The 19,782-nt window shown below is 51.3% G+C and carries 13 protein-coding genes, 1 pseudogene and 1 other annotated feature; of the genes and pseudogenes, 8 read left to right on the forward strand and 6 right to left on the reverse strand.

Translation table 11 applies throughout. From position 1 onward, the window contains the following. The first annotated feature begins 297 nt into the window (after window positions 1–297). The 7 genes from RFF05_RS11750 to RFF05_RS11780 all read left to right on the forward strand — a co-directional run bounded on the left by RFF05_RS11750 (window position 298) and on the right by RFF05_RS11780 (window position 5,915). Entirely contained in the window at window positions 298–822 is a 525-nt protein-coding gene (locus tag RFF05_RS11750; protein ID WP_409967274.1) for an ECF transporter S component, read from the forward strand. A gap of 87 nt (window positions 823–909) precedes the next feature. Continuing rightward, window positions 910–1,839: a sugar-binding transcriptional regulator gene (locus RFF05_RS11755; RefSeq protein ID WP_409967275.1), complete on the forward strand. Its 930-nt coding sequence runs from the start codon at window positions 910–912 to the stop codon at window positions 1,837–1,839. A 205-nt stretch (window positions 1,840–2,044) separates the two neighbouring features. Next, on the forward strand, window positions 2,045–2,656 hold the full coding sequence (locus RFF05_RS11760) for a DAK2 domain-containing protein (RefSeq protein WP_409967276.1): 612 nt from the start codon (window positions 2,045–2,047) through the stop codon (window positions 2,654–2,656). Between the two features lie 231 nt (window positions 2,657–2,887). After that, complete coding sequence (locus RFF05_RS11765) at window positions 2,888–3,886, forward strand: dihydroxyacetone kinase subunit DhaK (protein ID WP_409967277.1); 999 nt, start codon at window positions 2,888–2,890, stop codon at window positions 3,884–3,886. Between the two features lie 24 nt (window positions 3,887–3,910). Beyond that, window positions 3,911–4,792 (forward strand): 3-hydroxy-5-phosphonooxypentane-2,4-dione thiolase, encoded by an 882-nt coding sequence (lsrF, locus tag RFF05_RS11770; protein WP_409967278.1) that lies wholly within the window; start codon window positions 3,911–3,913, stop codon window positions 4,790–4,792. A 238-nt stretch (window positions 4,793–5,030) separates the two neighbouring features. After that, a complete protein-coding gene (locus RFF05_RS11775; protein WP_409967279.1) occupies window positions 5,031–5,543 on the forward strand; it encodes a DUF1097 domain-containing protein in 513 nt (170 codons plus the stop codon). Window positions 5,544–5,591: 48 nt separating this feature from the next. After that, on the forward strand, window positions 5,592–5,915 hold the full coding sequence (locus RFF05_RS11780; protein WP_409967280.1) for a hypothetical protein: 324 nt from the start codon (window positions 5,592–5,594) through the stop codon (window positions 5,913–5,915). 1,063 nt (window positions 5,916–6,978) lie between these two features. Here the strand turns inward: RFF05_RS11780 and RFF05_RS11785 are convergent. The 5 genes from RFF05_RS11785 to RFF05_RS11805 form a co-directional block, all read right to left on the reverse strand. Continuing rightward, window positions 6,979–9,066 (reverse strand): glutamine synthetase III, encoded by a 2,088-nt coding sequence (locus tag RFF05_RS11785; RefSeq protein WP_409967281.1) that lies wholly within the window; start codon window positions 9,064–9,066, stop codon window positions 6,979–6,981. A 143-nt stretch (window positions 9,067–9,209) separates the two neighbouring features. Beyond that, the gene (gene asnB, locus RFF05_RS11790) at window positions 9,210–10,790 is read right to left on the reverse strand and encodes an asparagine synthase B (protein WP_409967282.1); all 1,581 of its coding nucleotides are present in this window, start codon (window positions 10,788–10,790) and stop codon (window positions 9,210–9,212) included. Between the two features lie 63 nt (window positions 10,791–10,853). Beyond that, window positions 10,854–11,090 (reverse strand) — a binding site (T-box leader). Between the two features lie 1,186 nt (window positions 11,091–12,276). Then, a complete protein-coding gene (gene xdhC / locus RFF05_RS11795) occupies window positions 12,277–13,197 on the reverse strand; it encodes a xanthine dehydrogenase accessory protein XdhC (RefSeq protein ID WP_409967283.1) in 921 nt (306 codons plus the stop codon). Next, entirely contained in the window at window positions 13,194–13,586 is a 393-nt protein-coding gene (locus RFF05_RS11800) for a metallopeptidase family protein (RefSeq protein WP_409967284.1), read from the reverse strand. The genes xdhC and RFF05_RS11800 overlap by 4 nt, the downstream gene beginning before the upstream one ends. A 134-nt stretch (window positions 13,587–13,720) precedes the next feature. Next, a complete protein-coding gene (locus tag RFF05_RS11805; RefSeq protein ID WP_409967285.1) occupies window positions 13,721–15,883 on the reverse strand; it encodes a Tex family protein in 2,163 nt (720 codons plus the stop codon). Between the two features lie 877 nt (window positions 15,884–16,760). Here RFF05_RS11805 and RFF05_RS11810 point away from each other — a divergent pair. Next, window positions 16,761–17,756: an IS30 family transposase gene (locus RFF05_RS11810; protein WP_409967286.1), complete on the forward strand. Its 996-nt coding sequence runs from the start codon at window positions 16,761–16,763 to the stop codon at window positions 17,754–17,756. A gap of 384 nt (window positions 17,757–18,140) precedes the next feature. Here the strand turns inward: RFF05_RS11810 and RFF05_RS11815 are convergent. Beyond that, window positions 18,141–19,624: pseudogene (locus tag RFF05_RS11815) on the reverse strand (DUF1846 domain-containing protein). Window positions 19,625–19,782: the final 158 nt, after the last annotated feature.

Consider the following 19,782-nt stretch of genomic DNA (forward strand, 5'->3'; position numbering starts at 1 on the left):
GGATGGCGTATTATGTAGGGACAGGGCTCGCCCCTGTCCGTATTTTGGATTGGGATGTATTTTTCAGCGTTGATATGCCCTTGGGGCGGACAACCGCAAGGGTTGTCCCTACAGGGTTTTGCGTAGGGCGAGGGCTTGCCCTCGCCACATATCCCATGCATACTATAGCTCTCTGACCTTAAAAAATATATCAAAAGTGGTTATTTCAATCATATCAGATTTGGGCTAAAATGGCTATAGAAATTTTCGAAGTCTGGAACTATTTTTATTAACGCAAACTTTTAGGAGGACTTATCCATGCAACAGCAATCCAAACAAACAAAACTTTGGGTCATGACTGCCCTATTCACTGCCATCACCTGCGTGTGCACCATGGTCATTGCCATTCCCACACCTTGGGGCGGCTATGTAAACTTAGGGGACACAGGGGTGCTCTTAGGCGCCTATTTACTGGGGCCATGGTATGGCGCCATCGCTGGGGGCGTGGGCTCTGCGCTGGCTGATATTTTATTGGGTTACACCATTTACGCGCCTGCCACCCTGCTTATCAAGGGGTTGATGGCCGTTGTGGCAGGGCTTTTGATGGGGGTTGTTGGCAAGGCGCTGTCTGGGCGCTTAACTTGCGGCGTGGCAGCAGAGTTGGTGATGATTGTTGGCTATTGGCTGTTTGACGGATTATTAAGCGGCAACTTACTGGCTGGCCTTGTGGGCATTGGGAGCAACGGCATCCAAGCTGTATTCGGCATCGCCGCTTCTACCGCCTTGGTGATGGCGTTGGAGCGCAGTGATTCTGTGACACGAAATTTTGTAAGCTTGCGGTAATGTCTTTACATTTTCATCACAGTTGGCTATAATAATAAAAGCGGCAGGGTAATTGTGCCCTGTCGTTTTTACACTAAGGAGGGTCATATGGCAAACAAAGATGAAAAACGAGAAAAGCTTGCCAGAGTGGCACAGCTGTACTACTTAGAAGATTGGAAACAAAGTGACATTGCCAAGGAATTTGATGTGTCGCGCCCCTTCGTCAGCCGTATGCTCAAGCAAGCACGGGAGCTAGGGGTGGTGGAAATCACCATTCACAGCCCAGAACCCACCCACGGGCAATTGCTAGAACTGGCCAAACAACGCTATGGTTTGCAAGGTGGGGTTCTGGTGGCGGAAGACCCCGACTCCAACCTCATAAATCGTGCCCTGTCTGAAGGAGCCATCGGTTTGCTTGATACCTTGAAAACCCGTCGTCTCGGGGTGGGCTGGGGGCATTTGATGGGGGAGATGGTCAATTATTTGGAAAGTCAAGACGAACTCTCTTACCGTGTGCTGTCGGTGTGTCCCTTGCTGGGCAACGCTGGGGTGCCTGTGCGCCATTATCAATCTTCAGAAACGGTGCGCGTGTTTGCCCAAACGCTGAAAGCTACCCCTCATTTTTTAAATTTACCAGCATTGCCGGGAGATGTGGCCGAGCACGATTTGCTCTGCGGCACTGAAAGCTATTTGCAAATCGCCCGTCAATGGGAGCGGATGGACACGGTGTTTGTCAACATCGGCAACTATCCCTCCACCCCTGACTTTGCCAGTGGCGCGCGGTATGGGATGCTACTTCAGCAGAAAAAAGCCTGCGGTCGCCTGCTGGCCTATTACTGCAATGCCCGTGGGGAAATTCTGCAATCTGAGCAAGATTTTGCCTTGCAAATCCCCCTTGAAACACTGCGCCAATGCAAAAACGTGGTGGGGATCGTCAGTGCCAACACCAGCGCAAAAGCCTTGTCTGCCGCCTTGAACACGGGGCTCTTCTCCCACCTTGTGGCGAGGGAAGCTTTATTGAAAGAAGCGTTAAAATAGTTACCTATGTAACCACCTGTCGAAATTGACAGGTGGTTTTTTGTTTTTTTAACCAACAGACAAGCTCTATAATGCACAAAAATGTAGAAAATCACAATGGGTATTGCAATTCTGCAACATATATTGTAAGATATTTCCATAGATAGCCCGATGGCACCAGTCGAGAAGGTTACATATGTTACAAAATTAAAAGGAGACAGTTCCTATGCTAACAAGAGAAGATTTTCTACAAAAAATGACACACGTGGCAACCTTGTTTACTGCCAACATCCAAGAGCTCAGTGATATTGACGCTCGTTTCGGCGATGGCGACCACGGCATCACCGTTGGCAAAATTGCTGACCTCATCACTGCCCACATTGCAAATGTGGGCGATAAGTCCATCAAAGATTTCTTTGGTGATTTAGGCACCGCCATCGTCAACGTAAAAGGTGGCTCCGCTGGCCCTCTCTACGGTACCATGATTGGCGGCTTGGGAGAATGCCTCACTGGTGACGAAACCGAAATTGACGCCACCACTTTGAAGGCCATGTTTGCCAGTATGCAAGAAGAGCTGGGTTTCATCTCCAATGCAAAAGTCGGCGACAAGACCATGATGGACTCTTTGATTCCTGCTGTGGAAGCTGCACAAGGTGCGCCTGATGACATTGCCGCCATTTTTGCCGCTGCCACCGCTGCCGCAGACGCAGGTTGCAAGGCCAGCGAAGGCTTTGTCTCCAAGTTCGGCCGCGCTCGCTCTTATAAAGAACAAACCATCGGCACCCCAGACGCTGGTGCCGCGTCCACAGCCTTGTTCATCAAAGGCTTGGCACAATAAACTAAAAACTAAAAGTGAATAGTGAAAAACTATCGCCTGCACCCCAGGGTGCCTTCTCTTGCCCGATGGGCAATTCACCTTGGTGGGCGAGAAAGAACGAACATATTCCTGCAATCGTTCCTAGCTCCGCCGCAGCGGATAGTTGTTCACTCTTAGTTCTTAGCTCTTAGCTTATTAGGCCGGCATCCTATTTTAAAACTGTCACATTAAATTTTATGGAGGACACCCACTATGAAAATGAAGAAGTTTATCAACGACCCTGCTAACCTGACCGCCGAACTGCTAGAAGGTTTGGCTCTGGCACATGACGACGTGCTGGAAATTCAAGGCGACAACATGGTTGTTTCCAAATTCTTGAAAGACGCTGACCGTGTCACCGTGGTTACTTTCGGTGGTTCTGGTCACGAACCTGCCTTGGAAGGCTATGTGGGCGACGGCATGGTGGATATCGCAGTTTGCGGTGATATCTTTGCTGCTCCTGGACCTGCCGCTGTTGTGGAAGCCATCAAATTGGCTGACAAGGGTCACGGCGTTTTGCTGGTGGTTCTGAACCATGCTGGCGATATGCTCACTGGCAACATGACCATGAAAGAATGCAAGAAGCAAGGCTTGAACGTGGCCAAAATCGTCACCCAAGAAGACATTATGGCTGCGCCCCGTGAAGATGCTGACAACCGCCGTGGCTTCGTGGGTTGCTGCCCTCTGTACAAGCTGGCTGGTGGCGCTGCAAAGCAAGGCAAAACCTTGGAAGAAGTGGCTGCAATGGCTCAATTCTTCGCTGACAACATGGCTGCTATCTCCATCACCTCTCGCACCTGCACCCATCCTTCCAATGGCGCACCTCTGGGTGAACTGCCCGACGATATGATCGGCATCGGCATGGGTCAACACGGCGAAGGCGGCGGCTATCAAATCCCCATCTGCACCGCTGACGAAGTCATCCAAATTGCCGCTGACCGTCTGATTGAAGACTTGGACATCAAATCTGGCGAAGAAATCATGGTCGTCGTTGACGCTGTTGGCGCCATGACCGTTATGGAACAACTGATTTGCTATCGCTCCGTGGTGAAATATCTGGAAGCAAAGGGCATTAAGATTGTGGCAAAATGGGTCGATGAAATTTTGACCGTCCAAGAATCCTCTGGCTTCCAACTGTTCTTCGCTCGCATGAACGACGAAATGATGGGCTATTGGAACGAATCCTGCCGCACCGCATATTTGGTGAAATAAGCACCGCAGAAAGGAACTTTTATCATGGCTGATAACGTAGGAAATAAGGCCGCACACGAGTACCATTTGGGCACCCCTGTGGCACAAGAAGGCTTTTTCGTCAAAGGCGCAGCCCACTGCGACTGGGGCATGAAGAGCCGTCTGTCCCGTGTTTTTAACCCCAAATCTGGCAACACCGTCATGCTGGCCTTCGACCATGGCTACATCATGGGCCCCACCGCTGGCTTGGAACGCATTGACATTGTCATCCCACCCCTGATTCCTTATGTGGATGTGCTGATGGCCTCTCGTGGCCCTTTAAAAGCTTGCATTTCTCCTGCCAATGGCGCCGCCAACTGCTTGCGCATGACCTATGACAGCACCGTTTTGTACGATGATATGTCCAACGGTGGCGGTTTTGCTTGCGATATTAACACCGCCATTGCCATGAACGCAGACTGTATGGCAGTCCAAACCTTCATCGGTGGCACTGGTGAAGCTCGTTCTTTGGAATTGCTCTCTCGCACCGCCGATATGGGTAGCCGTTACGGCATCCCCACTTTGGGTGTGGTGGCTGTGGGCAAGGAAATGGCTCGCACCGAGAAATTTTTCCAATTGGCAACCCGTGTGGTGGCTGAAAATGGCGCTAACATCGTCAAAAGCTATTATTGCGATGGCTTTGAACGTGTGGCCGCCGCTTGCCCAGTGCCCATCGTCATTGCTGGTGGCAAGAAATTGCCAGAGCTAGAAGCCTTGGAAATGGCCTACCGTGCCATCGCTGAAGGCGCTCACGGTGTGGATATGGGACGCAACATTTTCCAATCTGACTCCCCTGCTGGCATGGCACAAGCCATCGGCAAAATCGTCCACGAAGGCTATACCCCAACCCAAGCCTTTGAAGTGTACGAAACCGTGAAAAACGGCTAAGGGTACATACTGAATGTAGGGGCGACCTGTGGTCGCCCGTCCCCCAACGCAACAAAAAAGTGGAGGCTGAATTTCTTCAGCCTCCACTCCCGAACCAAAAACTTGTTTGTCCCAAACGGCTGCAACCGTTTGAGCAAGTCCATGGCATTTTTTAGTATACGCTTTTGCTATGCAAAATGCAAGAAAAAATGTCATGAAATGTGTGGTATTATTACAAAAAATTTGAGGAGAAAACATCATGACATTAAAAAAATACTTCCCCATCGCCGTCTTTATTGGCGTACAAGCAGCTGCGCTGCAAGCTTTGGACCAAGCCATCTGTGCTGGCTTCGTTATTTCCGCTGGTGGTGGCTGGATTGCCTTCCAAGCCTGGGCCATGTACTTCCTGGCTGGCTGTAATATCAAGGGTGGCATCAAGGCTTTGATTGGCTACGTGCTGGGCATGGTGGCCTCCATCGCCATCTTCATGCTGGGCGGCAACTTGGGCGCACTGGGCTTCTGGTGTATGCCTGTCACTCTGGTGATTCTGGTTCCCATTATCCTGTATCTTGACCAAGCACCTGACTATTTCAACATGGTTCCTGCTGTGTTCGTGGGTGCTGGCGCCTTCTTCGGTATCATGTCTTACGTTCCTGGTGCCGCTTACGGCTCTGCATTCACTGGCGAATTGGTGTATTGCATCTTGGGTCTCATCTGCGGTTGGATGACCGTTACCTTCCGTGGCTGGTACGAAGGCAAATACGTGAACTAATTACTTAAAAATCCCAAAACAAAATTTATTATATGGAGGAACATAACAATGGCAGCAGAATATATGCACATCGGTATCCCCGTCACCGACCTGAAGGAAGGCATGACCTACAACGAAGGCATGAAAATTTGGATGTCAAACCCCGACGATTATGATTTCAAGATTGAATATCTGAAATTTGAAGCTGGTACTCCCTTCCCTGCTATCTTGCATCACAATCCCCACGTGGCTTACAAGGTTGATGATTTGGAAGCTTATATCGCAAAAGCTGACCAAGTGATTTTCCCCATCACCGTTTTGAGTGAAACTGACCGTTTGGCTTTTGTCATTATGGACGACGCCATCATTGAACTCTACGAAAGCAAAGCATAATTTCGTGTGTGTGAGCACCCTCTGTGAGACCACTGGTTTCACAGAGGGTGTTTTTTATTCCACTGCCGTGGGGGGCGCTCGCCGCGCGGGCGTTACTTTGCAAAGATGCAAAGTAACCAAAAATCTTGCACGTGGAATTTCGCCACCAGTGGCGAAATATCTCACGTGCTCCCATTTTATACGGATGGTGCGTGTGAGTGGGTGCGGTGCTATCGGGGCATCTGGGGCACATCCGTTCGGCTTATCGTGTGGGATGCGCGAACCAACGCTGTTTGCTGCCGCACAGTGTTCGTACGATGACATGGGAACACGCGTGTGAGGTGCCTAAGATTGTGGACGTCGATGGGTGCGGTGGTGTTCCCTTGTAGGGGCGACCTGCGGTCGCCCGTGTTTCCCAACGCCACAGTATCTACCCATACCCACAACCGAGGCACGCCAAAGAAATAGCACCATTCTCACCGCCACTCCCCCACAGGGCGAAGCCCGACAGAATACTTCGAGACAAATCAGGCCACTCGGTGCCGGTCAAAAGAGCGTGGCATCCCAGTGATGGACCCCCGTAAAAGCCCTTTTTTTCACTCGACCGCAGTCGTCGTGAAAAAATCGTTTTTTGGTTCTTTTTTCGACAAAAAAAGAATGCCCCACCGGCAGGTGACCCGTCCGGTAGGACGCCTCCACGGCAGTGGTCTACCCCGTAGGGGCAAAAACAACAATTCAAAGTGAATCGGAAAACGGACGCCCAATGGGCGCCCCTACGATGGGTTGGGGGGAAATGCCCCACCGGCAGGTGACCGCCCCGTAGGGGCAAAAACAACAATTCAGAGTGAATCGGAAAACGGACGCCCAATGGGTGCCCCTACGATGGGGTGGAAGGGAATGCCCCACCGGCAGGTGACCGCCCCGTAGGGGCAAAAACAACAATTCAAAGTGAATCGGAAAACGGACGCCCAATGGGCGCCCCTACAGATGGGTTGGGGGGAATGCCACTGGGTTAGCAGACCGCCCCGTAGGGGATGAAAAAACCGCCCGTTGCAACTGCAACGAGCGGTTTTTATAAAATCTATTACACGTAGAACAGCATGTCGCTGTAAGAGGGGTATGGCCAGTAATCGCCAGAGCACATCACTTCCATTGCATCGGTAGCGGCACGAGCAGCAGCCATGTCGGGGATGATTACGTCTTGGCAATAGCGCATTGCTTCGGTGGCATCGGCAGGCATAGCAGCCATGTCGGCTTCTAGCTTGGTGCAAGCATCCATCAATGCGTCGGTCAATTCACCCATCTTGGTGGCGGTGGCAGTTTCGTAACGGCAGGACACGCCCATAGCGGTCTTGCTGTCAGCGCGTTCGCACATATCGGTAGCGCAAGCGGACACTGCAGGCAGGATTTCACGGCCAATCATGTCAATCATGGTGGTGGCTTCGATGGAAATCACGGTGACGAATTGTTCCACGTGGATTTCGTAACGAGCATGGACTTCGCCGTGGGTGTAAATGCCGTGCTTGACGAACAGGTCAACGTTCTTGTCAGCGATGTAGACAGGCAGAGCGTCAGCAGTGGTCTTCAAGTTGTACAGGCCACGCTTTGCAGCTTCCACCATCCAAGCGTCGTCATAGCCGTTGCCATTGAAGACGATGCGTTGGTGATCGGTGAAAGTTTTCTTAATCAGAGCAGCCAAATCCTTTTGGAAGTCGGTAGAAGATTCCAGAATGTCAGCGAATTGGCTCAGTTCTTCAGCCATCATGGTGTTCAAAGTGATGTTGGGGCCAGAAATGGATTGAGAAGAGCCCAGCATACGGAATTCGAACTTGTTGCCAGTGAAGGCCATGGGAGAAGTACGGTTACGGTCGGTGTTATCTTGGGGAATGGCAGGCAGAACGTCCACGCCGATTTCCAGAGTACGCTTGCCAGTGTCGGTGTATTCGGTGCCGTGGATGATGGATTCCATCACAGCGTTCAGCTCATCGCCCAAGAACACGGAGATGACAGCAGGGGGTGCTTCTTGAGCGCCCAAACGGTGGTCATTGCCAGCGAAGGCCACGGTGGCACGCAGGAAGTCTTGGTATTCGTCAACACCCTTCAAGAAGGCTGCCAAGAACAGCAAGAAACGAGCGTTTTGGCTGGGGGTAGAACCGGGACGGAACAGGTTTTCACCAGTGTCGGTGCCCAGAGACCAGTTGTCATGCTTACCAGAGCCGTTCACACCAGCAAAGGGCTTTTCGTGAAGCAAGCAAACCAAATTGTGCTTATCAGCAACCTTTTTCATGATTTCCATGGTCAATTGGTTGTGGTCACAAGAGGTGTTGGCGTCGGAGTAGATGGGAGCCATTTCATGTTGTGCAGGAGCCACTTCGTTGTGCTTGGTCTTGCTCAGCACGCCCAGTTCCCACAGTGCTTCGTCCAAATCCTTCATGAAGGAGGTGACGCGGGGACGGATAGCGCCAAAGTAATGGTCTTCCAGTTCTTGACCCTTGGGAGGCTTAGCGCCAAAGAGGGTACGACCGGTGAAACGCAGGTCAGGGCGCTTTGCGTAATCTTCCTTAGCAATGAGGAAGTATTCTTGTTCGGGGCCAACTTGAGCGGTGACACGCTTGGCATCGGTGTCGCCGAACAGCTTCAAAATACGCAGAGCTTGGCGAGACACTTCGCTCATAGAACGCAGCAGAGGGGTCTTCTTATCCAGAGCTTCACCAGAGTAAGAGCAGAACACGGTGGGGATGCACAAAGAACCGTCCTTAATGAAGGCGAAGGAAGTGGGGTCCCATGCGGTGTAGCCACGGGCTTCAAAAGTAGCACGCAGACCGCCAGAGGGGAAGGAAGAGGCATCGGGTTCGCCACGAACCAGTTCAGAACCAGAGAATTCCATGATGATTTTGCCGCCACCCACGGGGTTAATAAAGCTGTCGTGCTTTTCAGCGGTGACACCAGTCATAGGTTGGAACCAGTGGGTGAAGTGAGTCACACCTTGCTCCACGGCCCATTGCTTCATGGATTCAGCAATTTCGTCGGCAATGGCAGGGGTCAGAGTTTCACCTGCGGTGACGCAAGCTTTCCAAGCTTTGTAGCTGATACTGGAGAGACGGGCTTTCATAGTGTCTTCGTTGAAGACCTTGCTGCCAAACAGTTCTGGCAATTTTGAAGTAGTGCTCATAATGATGTTCCTCCTAAATATATGTGAATTTGATTGGATTACAATGTAATTATGTAGGGGCGGATATCATCCGCCCGTTTGAGGGGGTACTTGGGATGCGGGCGGATAATATCCGCCCCTACAAATAAAACGGTGTGTCTTTTTTACACGCCGCTGGCGCCGTAGTTGCCTAGGACACGGGCGGAGGGGTCGTTGACGTTGCAACCTTCCCATTCTTTGTTGGGCATCCAGAAATCTTTGATCATGGTTGCTTGGCCGGGGTAATATTTTTCAAACAGCTCACGATACAGCAGGCTTTCCTTGGTGAAAGGCATGCAGTAGGTGTATTGTTGGCGCTTGGTTTCGTAGTCTGCGTCGGTGTAGCATTCTTCAGCATAGGCTTTCAAATCGTCCACCATGGAGTGACCCACAGCATCGGAGAAGGCGGCCTTTTGACGCCAGAGAATATCTTCAGGCAACATCTTGTCGGCTTCAAAAGCGTGACGCAGGAGATATTTGCCCATGTCGTAAGAGTTGCGCTTCATGGCAGGGTTGATGGCCATGACGTATTTCACGAAGTCCAAATCGCCAAAGGGTACACGGGCTTCGATGGATGTGGCAGAGATGGTGCGGTCAGCACGGAGCACATCGTACATGAACAATTCGTCCATACGTTTCTTGGACTCTTGTTGGAAGGCTTCGTCAGAGGGTGCAAAGTCGGTGTATTTATAGCCGAACAATTCGTCGGAGATTTCGCCAGTTAAGAGCACACGGACATCGGTTTGTTCGTGGATACCCTTACAGCACATATACATACCCATAGAAGCGCGGATGGTGGTAATGTCCCAAGTACCTAGGGTTTTGATGACAAATTCTAGGTTTTCAATGACAGAATCACGGGTCATGTAAATTTCGGTGTGGTCAGAGCCGATGAACTCAGCCACTTGTTTGGCGTATTTCAAATCGATGGCATCTTTATCCATGCCAACGGCGAAGGTGCGAATTTTCTTACCCAACACAATGGCGCTGATGGCGCAGACCAAAGAGGAGTCCAAACCGCCAGAGAGCAAGAAGCCCAAAGGTGCGTCAGCATCCAAACGCTTGTCAACGGCGGCCACCAATTTATTGCGGATTTGCTTGCAGGTGGCTTCCAAATCGTCGGTGTGGTAAGCGTCCACGGTGGTCAAATCTGCATATTTTACAAATTCGCCGTGGGCATAGTAATGTCCGGGAGGGAAGGCGATGATTTCGTCGCACAGGCCTACCAAGTTGATGGCTTCGCTGGCGAAGACAATGCTGCCACCGTCGTCATAGCCGTAGAACAAGGGGCGAATGCCGATGGGGTCACGGGCGGCAATCAGGCTGTCGGTCTTGCTATCGTAAATAATCAGGGCATATTCAGCGTCTAGCATGGCGAACATATCAAGGCCGTGTTCTTTATATAGGGGAAGCAAAATTTCACAGTCAGAACCACTGACGAAGGTGTATTTTTCGCTGAGTTGACGTTTCAAGGGGCGGAAGCCGTACAGCTCGCCGTTGCAAACCACCATGTCGCCGTCCAGCTCAAAGGGTTGCATCCCTTCGGGGGAAAGACCCATGATGGCCAGACGATGGAAGCAGAGAAGGCCAGAGCCAGCGTCTACAATTTTACTCATGTCAGGGCCGCGGGCGATGGTTTTGTCGAAGTGAACTTGCACTTGTTCTTTGGAAATGGTTGGCTTTGTAAAGCCCATGATTGCACACATATTAGTTGTCCTCCAGATAAAATGAAAAAATAAATGCAGCTACTACGTTCCTTAAGTTAAAAACTTTAGGACGAATAGCTGCTATCCGCGGTGCCACCTAATTTACTGTGTAAACAGTCACCTTCAAGGCTCTACCAAGCCCGTGCAATGTAACGATTGCAAGTCGACGCACCTACTAGCCATGGCTTTCGGATTGCAGCTACGGAGTGTTCTTCTTGCAACCACTTGTACCAAGTTTCCACTCTCCTTGGCTCACTGCGACAGTACCTTTGCAATACTTTTCTCCATCAACGCCGTTGTTGATTGTTTTCAGTTGTCATACCTTTGTTTTCTTTGGTATATCAGAAGTTTATCACTCTAAAGAAGAATTGTCAATGACGAAATATACAAAATACACTTGGGTATTACCCCCAGTTTTTTATGTATCTTTGTACACGTGGGGTGGACAACAGGGGAGGTGTCCTGCGGACGGCTTTGCCCCTACGGGGCGGTGTCTTGCCAGACGGGCGTTCCCCCCACCCCATCGTAGGGGCGCCCATTGGGCGTCCGTTTTCCGATTCACTCTGAATTATTTTTTTGCCCCTACGGGGCGGTCACCTGCCGGTGGGGCATTCTTTTTGTATCGACAAAAAGAATCAAAAAACGATTTTTTCACGACGACTGCGGTCGAGTGAAAAAAGAGGCTTTTTACGGGGGTCCATCACTGGGGTGCCACGCTCTCTTGAGCGGCACCGAGATGCCTGATTTGACGCGAAGTATCCTGTCGGGCTTCGCCCTGTTGCGATGTTGCAGAAAAATGGTGCGGTTTCTTGGGCGTGCCTCGGTTGTGGGTGTGGTATAGTGCGGTGGTGTTGGGTAAGACGGGCGACCGCAGGTCGCCCCTACAAGGAACACCATTGCATACAAACCAAGCTGACCGCAGGTCAGCGCCCCCCAGTGCCACCGCACCAACCGACGTCCACCCTGTAAGGCACCTCACACGCGTGTTCCCATGTCATCGTACGAGAAATGTGCGGCAGCAATCAGCGTTGGTTCGCGCATCCCACACGATAAGCCGAACGGGTGTGAAGCACCCACCCAATAGCACCGCACCCACTCATTCGTACCATCCGTATAAAATGGGAGCACGTGAGACAGATGACCACAAGTGGTCATCTGCCACGTGCAAGATTTTTGGTTACTTTGCATCTTTGCAAAGTAATGCCCGCGCGGCGAGCGCCCCCCCACGGGAGTGGGTAAAGTCTATCAAAAGAGAAATTCCACAGGGTGAAGCAAATTGCAATTGATTTCCACGGGCGCCCAATGGGCGCCCCTACAAGGGGAGAGGGCGAAGAAAGCCCCTGCGGCAGCAGCCCCCACGGAGTGGGAAAAGTCTATCAAAAGAGAACTCTCACAGGGTAAAGCAAATTGCAATTGAGTTCTACAGACGCACAGTGCGTGCCCCTGCGAAGACCGAAGGGTGACCCTTCAGGTTGCGGAAATATTTTTACCCAAACAGCGCTCTGGTTCCGTGTTCCACGGCTATCAACTCTGCCACCACAGCGATGGCAATTTGGGCTGGGGTGCGACCGCCTAGGGGCAAGCCGATGGGGGCGTGAAGGGTGTCTAGCAATGTGGGGCTAAACCCAGCTTCTAGCATCCGTCCGCGACAGACTGCCAACTTGGTTTTGGAACCAATGCACCCCACGTACCAACAGCCTTTGTCCATGGTTTGAGTCAACACTTCATAATCTGCTTGGTGACCACGGGTCATGACGATGACAGCATCAGTGGATTTCACGGCAATTCGATTACAGATAGTATTAAAATCACCTAATATTACGTCATGTACACCAGAGAACAGGGTTTTATCCGCAAATTCGGCACGGTCATCGTAAACCACAGAGGTGTAGCCAGCCATGGACAGCATGGGCACCAGTGCTTGGGAAACGTGTCCGCCGCCGAACACCAACACACGGCGCACCTCCACCACAGGCACGGCAAACCACTCTGGTTGGGTCGTAATTTTCATATCCACAACAGCACTACCGTCCAGTTGACGGCAGAGGAAACTGGTGGCATCGGTTTGCTCCAGCCCTTGCAAGTTTGGCAAATCGACAGGGGTCAGGGTATGAAAATGGACGGTCAAATCACCGCCACAGACCATGCCTAAACTGGCGGCTTCCCCTTGGATAAAGCGGAAAGATTGGAGGTCATTGCCCCCTGTTTGGAGCAGGGCGCGCCCACGGCGCTGGGCATCGTATTCCACGTTACCACCGCCGATGGTGCCTATGGATTTGCCGTCTTGGGTCAACACCATGCAGGCCCCAGCACCCCGTGGGGTAGAACCTGTGGCAGACACCACCGACACCAGCATGGCAGGTTCGCCAGCGGATAGGATACTGTGTAATTGTTGCCAAATGGTCATACTTGTTCCTCCTGAAAGGCCTGTCGCATGGCCTCAAGTTCCAATGCGTCCTTCACATCTAACGCCTTGGTGCCAGAGCGCCACTCCATATGGTGGGTCAACTCATGGGAAAAAGTATCTTTCAATTCTTTCTGCCAATCGGCCAAATCCCACTGCTCTTTTTTGGCGATTTCCACCATGGAACCGTAGTACAGCACGATGGAATTGCCCAAATAATCCACGATATACTCACCCATGATGTACACTTCCCCAGCTGGAAATTCTGGGTCGTCACGGGTTGCTTCCTCTAAGGTGACACCACCGTTTAATTCTTCAAACAAAGCAGGTGGGAAGGTGTCTAGCAGGGTTTCAAGGTATTGCTCCACGTCGTCAATGGTGAGAAGGGTCATAGTCGTTCCTCCTAACTAAAAACTAAGGACTAAAAGTGAAAAACTATCCGCCACGGGCGGAGACACGGGAGCGCACTGCGCTCCCCTACGATATCCCCCATAGGCGATAGTTTTTCACTATTCACTTTTAGTTCTTAGCTTTCCTTGGGTACCTGTTTCATGGACAGGGAAATCCGCTTTTTCTTTTCGTCTACTTCTAGCACAATCACCTTCACCACGTCGCCAACGCTGACCACTTGAGAAGGATGCTTGATGAATTGGTTGGACACTTGAGACACATGGACAAGGCCGTCTTGGTGGACACCGATATCCACGAAGGCACCGAAGTCGATGACGTTGCGGACGGTGCCTGTCAGCACCATGCCTGCTTTCAAGTCCTTCATGTCCAGCACATCTTTGCGCAAAACAGGCTTGGGCAACTCGTCACGAGGGTCACGACCGGGTTTGGCCAGTTCTTTGACGATGTCTTTTAATGTAGGAACGCCCACGCCACAGACTTGGGCAGCTTTGTCCCAGCCTTCGCCTTCCACTTGGGTGGCAAGGTTTTGCAAGTCTTCTACCTTGACAGTTTTTAAGGTGTAACCACACAGTTCTAGCAAGGTCTTGGCGGCGGCATAGGATTCGGGGTGAACGCCAGTGCGCTCTAACAAATCTTTGCTCTCAGGAATCCGCAGGAAGCCAGCGCATTGTTCAAAGGCTTTGGGGCCCAGTTTGGGCACTTTCAGCACTTGTTTGCGGGTGGTGAAGGCACCGTTTTCTTCACGGTAGGCCACCAAATTCTTGGCAGTGGTGCCGTTCAAACCTGCCACATAGGTCAGCAGAGAGGGGGAGGCGGTGTTCACGTCCACACCCACAGCGTTGACGCAATCTTCCACCACGGCGCCTAAGGTCAAGTCCATTTGTTTGGCAGGGCAATCGTGTTGATATTGCCCCACACCGATGGATTTTGGGTCGATTTTCACCAGCTCTGCCAAAGGGTCTTGCAATCGCCGTGCAATGGACACAGCGGAGCGGAGGTTCACGTCCAAATCTGGCATTTCTTTGGCCGCCAGAGGGGACGCAGAATAGACAGATGCCCCTGCTTCGTTGACCATCATGTAGCTCACGTCGCCACCGATGCGAGAAATCATTTCCACTGCCATCTGCTCGGTTTCGCGAGAGGCGGTACCGTTGCCGATGGCAATGTGGGCCACTTTATGGCGGCGAATCAAGCTAGATAGCTTGGTGATGCACTCTTCTTTTTGACGTTCCCCATGGGTGGGATACACCACAGTGGTGTCCAAAATCCGACCAGTGGGGTCAATGACTGCCACCTTGCAACCCATGCGGAAACCGGGGTCAAGTGCCATGGTCACCTTGCCTTTGATGGGTGGTTGCATGAGAAGGGGCTTTAAGTTCAACGCAAATTGACCGATGGCGCCTTGGTGGGCTTTGTCGGTTAAATCACTACGGATTTCACGCTCTAAAGAGGGGTAGATCAAGCGGTCAAACCCATCTTGGGCGGCGGCTTTCACAAAGTTCATGGCGTTAGAGCCGGGCATGATGACGTGGCGACACACCATCTGCATGGCGCGCTCTTGGTCGCAGTCCAGAGACAGCTTCAGCATCCCTTCCTTTTCCCCACGGTTCATGGCCATAATTTGATGGCCTTGGAGACGGCTCACCCCTTGGGCGAATTCGTAATACAGGCGATACACCGTGTCGTCCTCAGTGTTGGCGGTGGAGGTCAGCTTCCCTTGGACTTGGAGCCATTCACGGAGTTGCTTGCGCAAAGTCGCATCGTCGCTGATGGTTTCGGCAATAATGTCCGACGTACCAGCCAAGGCTTCTTCCGCGGTGTTGACACCAAGTTCGGGGTTTACATAGTCCGCCGCCGCCACCTCTGGCAAGGGGCAATCTCGTTTTTGGGCGAAGAGCAATTCTGCCAGTGGTTCCAGACCTTTTTCTTTTGCCATGGTGGCACGGGTGCGACGCTTTTGCTTGTAAGGGCGGTACAAATCCTCCACCTCAGCTAAGGTTTTGGCATTGGTGATGGCGGTGGACAGTTCTTCGGTCAGCTTGCCCTGTTCTTCAATGTTGGCACGGACGGTGTCTTTGCGGTCGAACAGTCCTTTTAAATAGGTGAGCCGTTCTTCCAAGTTACGCAGGACGGTGTCGTCCATAGCACCGTGTTGTTCCTTGCGGTAGCGTGCGATGAAGGGGATGGTGTTGCCCTCGTCCATCAGGGCGATGACGTTGGCAACGTATTGAATGGGCTGGGACAGTTCCTCAGCCAGTTGTTGGATGATTTGGGTCATGGTTGTGTCTCCTTTTCGCCCTTAACAGGGTGGTTTTTTGCCTCTACGGGGCGGTCTGCTGCCGGTGGGGTTACCTGTCGGTGGGGGTGTTCCCCTTCACTCCATCGTAGGGGCGCCCATTGGGCGTCCGTTTTCAGATTCACTTTAAATTGTTGGATTTTACCCCTACGGGGCAATCACCTGCCGGTGGGGCATTCTTTTTTTGTCGAAAAAAAGAATCAAAAAACGATTTTTTCACGACGACTGCGGTCGAGTGAAAAAAGGGGATTTTACGGGGGTTCATCACTGGAGTGCCACGCTCTCTTGAGCGGCACCGAGATGCCTGATTTGTCTCGAAGTATTCTTTCGGGCTTCGCCCTGTTGCGATGTTGCAGAAAAATGGTGCGGTTTCTTGGGGGTGCCTAAGGTGTGGGTGTGGGTAGGTGCGGCGGCGCTGGGTAACACGGGCGCGCAATGCGCGCCCCTACAAGGAAACACCATTGCATACAAGCCAAGCTGACCGCAGGTCAGCGCCCACCCAACGCCACCGCACCAACCGACGTCCACAATCTTAGGCACCTCAAATGCGTGGTACAACGTCCCCGTACGACAAACGTGCGGCAGCAATCAGCGTTGGTTCGCGCATCCCACACGAAAAGCCGAACGGGTGTGACAAACCCACCCGATAGCACCGCACCCACTCACACGCACCATCCGTATAAAATGGGAGCACGTGAGACGGCTGACCACAAGTGGTCAGCCGCCACGTGCAAGATTTTTTGTTTCTTTTGTATCTGGCGAATATACACTGTAAGTGCAACAGTAAAAAAACAAATGACTCATTGAGAAAAATCATGTATCATGGTGTTAGCGGACAACATGAAAGGAGATTCTCTCAATGAATCATTATCAACATCTTAACATAGAAGAAAGAGAAAATCTATTATTATTTTTGTATGAAAAGAAAAGTTTGCGCTTTATAGCCCAAGCGATGGGGCGAAATGTATCTACAATTTCTCGAGAAGTAAAACGAAATAGAAATCAAAATACAAAAGAGTATTCGGCGGTAAAAGCTGAGCAAAAATATCATGTACGACGAAAAAAATGTCGCCGCCACGCGAAGCTAGACAACCCAATTGTATATAAGAAAATCAAAGAGTTATTCATTGAGAAACAGTGGTCGCCAGAAGAAATTCAAAACCGTTTATTCTTTGAAAATTCACCAATTCAAATCAGCTATACCACAATTTACAGGGCTATTTATGGTGGGAAATATGACACATTACAAGAGAAGAGATCGAAAGGAAATAAGGGCGCAAAACGGCATCTTCGACACAAAGGAAAGCCGAGAGGGCAAAAACCAAGAGGAAAAGTGGTGATTTCAAACCATTTAGACCAACGTCCAGATGCGGCCAACAAGCGAGAACGACTGGGTGATTTTGAAGCAGATACTGTAGCTGGTAAAAAAGGCGGTGCCTGCTTGTTAACGTTGAATGACCGATTATCACGAATTGTGTTCATAGCCAAATGTCAGAGAAAAATTGCTGCTGAGGTAGCAGAAAATATGATTGCTATTTTCTCTAAACTGCCACCAGAAATGCGCCATACCATCACGCCAGACCGAGGCGTGGAGTTTACAGACCACGCTGATGTGACAGCAGCGCTGGGCATGGAGTTTTACTTTCCAAAACCTCATGCCCCGTGGGAGCGTGGAACCAACGAAAATAGCAACGGCCTCATTCGAGAATACATTCCCAAGCGCAGCGACATTGCACCATTATCCGATGCATTTATTCAAGACGTTGCCTACAAACTAAACACGAGACCCCGCAAATGCCTTGGTTGGAAAACTCCTCTCGAAGTCTTTTATAACAAAGTGTTGCACTTGACTTGACAATTCGCCCTCTACAAAAGAAAGCCCCTGCGGCAGCAGCCCCCACGGGAGTGGAGAAAAAGTCTATCAAAAGAGAATTCCCACAGGGTGAAGCAAATTGCAATTGATTTCCACGGGCGCCCAATGGGCGCCCCTACAAAGGGAGAAGGGCGAAGAAAGCCCCTGCGGCAGCAGCCCCCACGGAGTGGGAAAAGTCTATCAAAAGAAAACTCCCACAGGGTAAAGGATTGACCGCCCCGACAAGGGGCGGAGCTAAAGAAAGCCCCTGCGGCAGCAGCCCCCACGGGAGTGGAGAAAAAGTCTATCAAAAGAAAACTCCCACAGGGTAAAGGATTGACCGCCCCGACAAGGGGCGGAGCTAAAGAAAGCCCCTGCGGCAGCAGATTATTTATGATACAATTTCGCTCTCTCATACCGTGCTTCGCAGCTGGCCAGAACCCCTAGTTGCTTGTACAGTTTGGCGTCCACATCAGGGAGCACCACGGAGAAGTGAGCCTCACAGCCTTTCAGCTTGGGCAATTGTGCCTGTGCATGGGCGGCAAGGGGGTTGGTCAGGGCGGAAATGGCCAGCGCCATCAGCACTTCATTACTGTGCAATCTGGGGTTTTTATGCCCCATGTACCCTGTTTTCAAGTGGCACACGGGTGCCAACACAGAGCTTGCAATCAGCTCAAAGCTGTGGTCGATGCCTCCCAGAGATTTCAGGGCGTTCAGTAGCAATGCCGCCGATGCACCCAAGGTATCAGAGGTTTTGCCTGTGACCACGGTGCCGTCAGGGAGCACCATGGCACCTGCAGGAGCGGCGGTGGATTCTGCTTTTTCCAAAGACACAGCCACGGCTGGGCACAGGTCGGGGGTGACCCCAGCTTGTTGCATGACAAACTCTAAGGTGTGCACCATTTTTTCTTCGCATTTGCCTTGTAAAAGTTGGACTTTGGCATCGTAATAGCGACGCAAAATCTCCATTTTAGAGGCGGCTTGGCAAGCGCCGTCATCAACGATGCAGTTGCCAGCCATGTTGACCCCCATGTCGGTGGGAGATTGGTAGGGGCAAGCACCGTGGATTTTCTCGAAAATGGCATGGAGCACAGGGAAAATCTCAATGTCGCGGTTATAGTTGACGGTGACTTTTTCATAGGCTTCCAAATGGAAGGGGTCAATCATGTTCACGTCGTCCAAATCGGCAGTGGCGGCTTCGTAAGCAAGGTTGACAGGGTGCTTTAAAGGCAGGTTCCAAATGGGGAAGGTTTCAAATTTGGCATAGCCTGCGCCCACGCCACGCTTGTGGTCGTGATACAGCTGAGAGAGGCAAGTGGCCATTTTACCGCTGCCAGGGCCAGGGGCGGTGACCACCACCAAAGAGCGAGTGGTTTCGATATATTCGTTTTTCCCCAAGCCGTCATCGCTGACAATGTGGGTTACGTCAGAGGGGTAGCCAGCGATGGGATAGTGGCGGTAGCATTGGATGCCCAAGGTTTGCAAACGCTTCAAAAAGCCATCGGCGGCGGCTTGTCCTGTGTAGCGGGTCAGCACCACACTGCCCACGTACAAACCTTCTCCACGGAAGTTGTCAATGAGGCGGAGCACATCTTCCCCGTAAGGGATGCCCAAGTCGCCACGGAGCTTGTTGCTTTCAATGTCCCCAGCGTTGATGGCGATGACGATTTCCACGTCTTCTTTTAATTGTTGTAGCATTTGTAGTTTGCTGTCTGGGGCAAAGCCGGGCAGGACACGGGAGGCATGGAAATCATCAAACAGTTTCCCACCGAACTCCAAATATAGTTTCCCCCAAAGGTGGAAATGCGCTCTTTGATGTGCTGGGATTGGGTTTGCAAATATAGGTTGTTGTCAAATCCAATTGTGTGCATATACAGTCCCTCGTTTTTTATTTAGATATTCGTAACGTTGGCGGGCGACCACAGGTCGCCCCTACGCTATTATTTCTCACCATAGTATACCATAAAATTTTCCCTTTGCAAACCATATCTTGCAAGGTATGATCATCGATATCATATTAAATAATGGT

The sequence above is a fragment of the Bengtsoniella intestinalis genome (assembly GCF_039719005.1).
In the GTDB taxonomy this organism is placed as follows: domain Bacteria; phylum Bacillota; class Clostridia; order Oscillospirales; family Oscillospiraceae; genus Oscillibacter; species Oscillibacter intestinalis.

Coding starts and splice junctions, on each gene's coding strand:
- RFF05_RS11765 (WP_409967277.1), top strand. CDS start 2,888: ATGAAAATGAAGAAGTTTATCAACGACCCTGCTAACCTGACCGCCGAA.
- lsrF (WP_409967278.1), top strand. CDS start 3,911: ATGGCTGATAACGTAGGAAATAAGGCCGCACACGAGTACCATTTGGGC.
- RFF05_RS11785 (WP_409967281.1), bottom strand. CDS start 9,066: ATGAGCACTACTTCAAAATTGCCAGAACTGTTTGGCAGCAAGGTCTTC.
- RFF05_RS11810 (WP_409967286.1), top strand. CDS start 16,761: ATGAATCATTATCAACATCTTAACATAGAAGAAAGAGAAAATCTATTA.
- RFF05_RS11750 (WP_409967274.1), top strand. CDS start 298: ATGCAACAGCAATCCAAACAAACAAAACTTTGGGTCATGACTGCCCTA.
- RFF05_RS11775 (WP_409967279.1), top strand. CDS start 5,031: ATGACATTAAAAAAATACTTCCCCATCGCCGTCTTTATTGGCGTACAA.
- RFF05_RS11760 (WP_409967276.1), top strand. CDS start 2,045: ATGCTAACAAGAGAAGATTTTCTACAAAAAATGACACACGTGGCAACC.
- xdhC (WP_409967283.1), bottom strand. CDS start 13,197: ATGACCATTTGGCAACAATTACACAGTATCCTATCCGCTGGCGAACCT.
- asnB (WP_409967282.1), bottom strand. CDS start 10,790: ATGTGTGCAATCATGGGCTTTACAAAGCCAACCATTTCCAAAGAACAA.
- RFF05_RS11800 (WP_409967284.1), bottom strand. CDS start 13,586: ATGACCCTTCTCACCATTGACGACGTGGAGCAATACCTTGAAACCCTG.
- RFF05_RS11805 (WP_409967285.1), bottom strand. CDS start 15,883: ATGACCCAAATCATCCAACAACTGGCTGAGGAACTGTCCCAGCCCATT.
- RFF05_RS11755 (WP_409967275.1), top strand. CDS start 910: ATGGCAAACAAAGATGAAAAACGAGAAAAGCTTGCCAGAGTGGCACAG.
- RFF05_RS11780 (WP_409967280.1), top strand. CDS start 5,592: ATGGCAGCAGAATATATGCACATCGGTATCCCCGTCACCGACCTGAAG.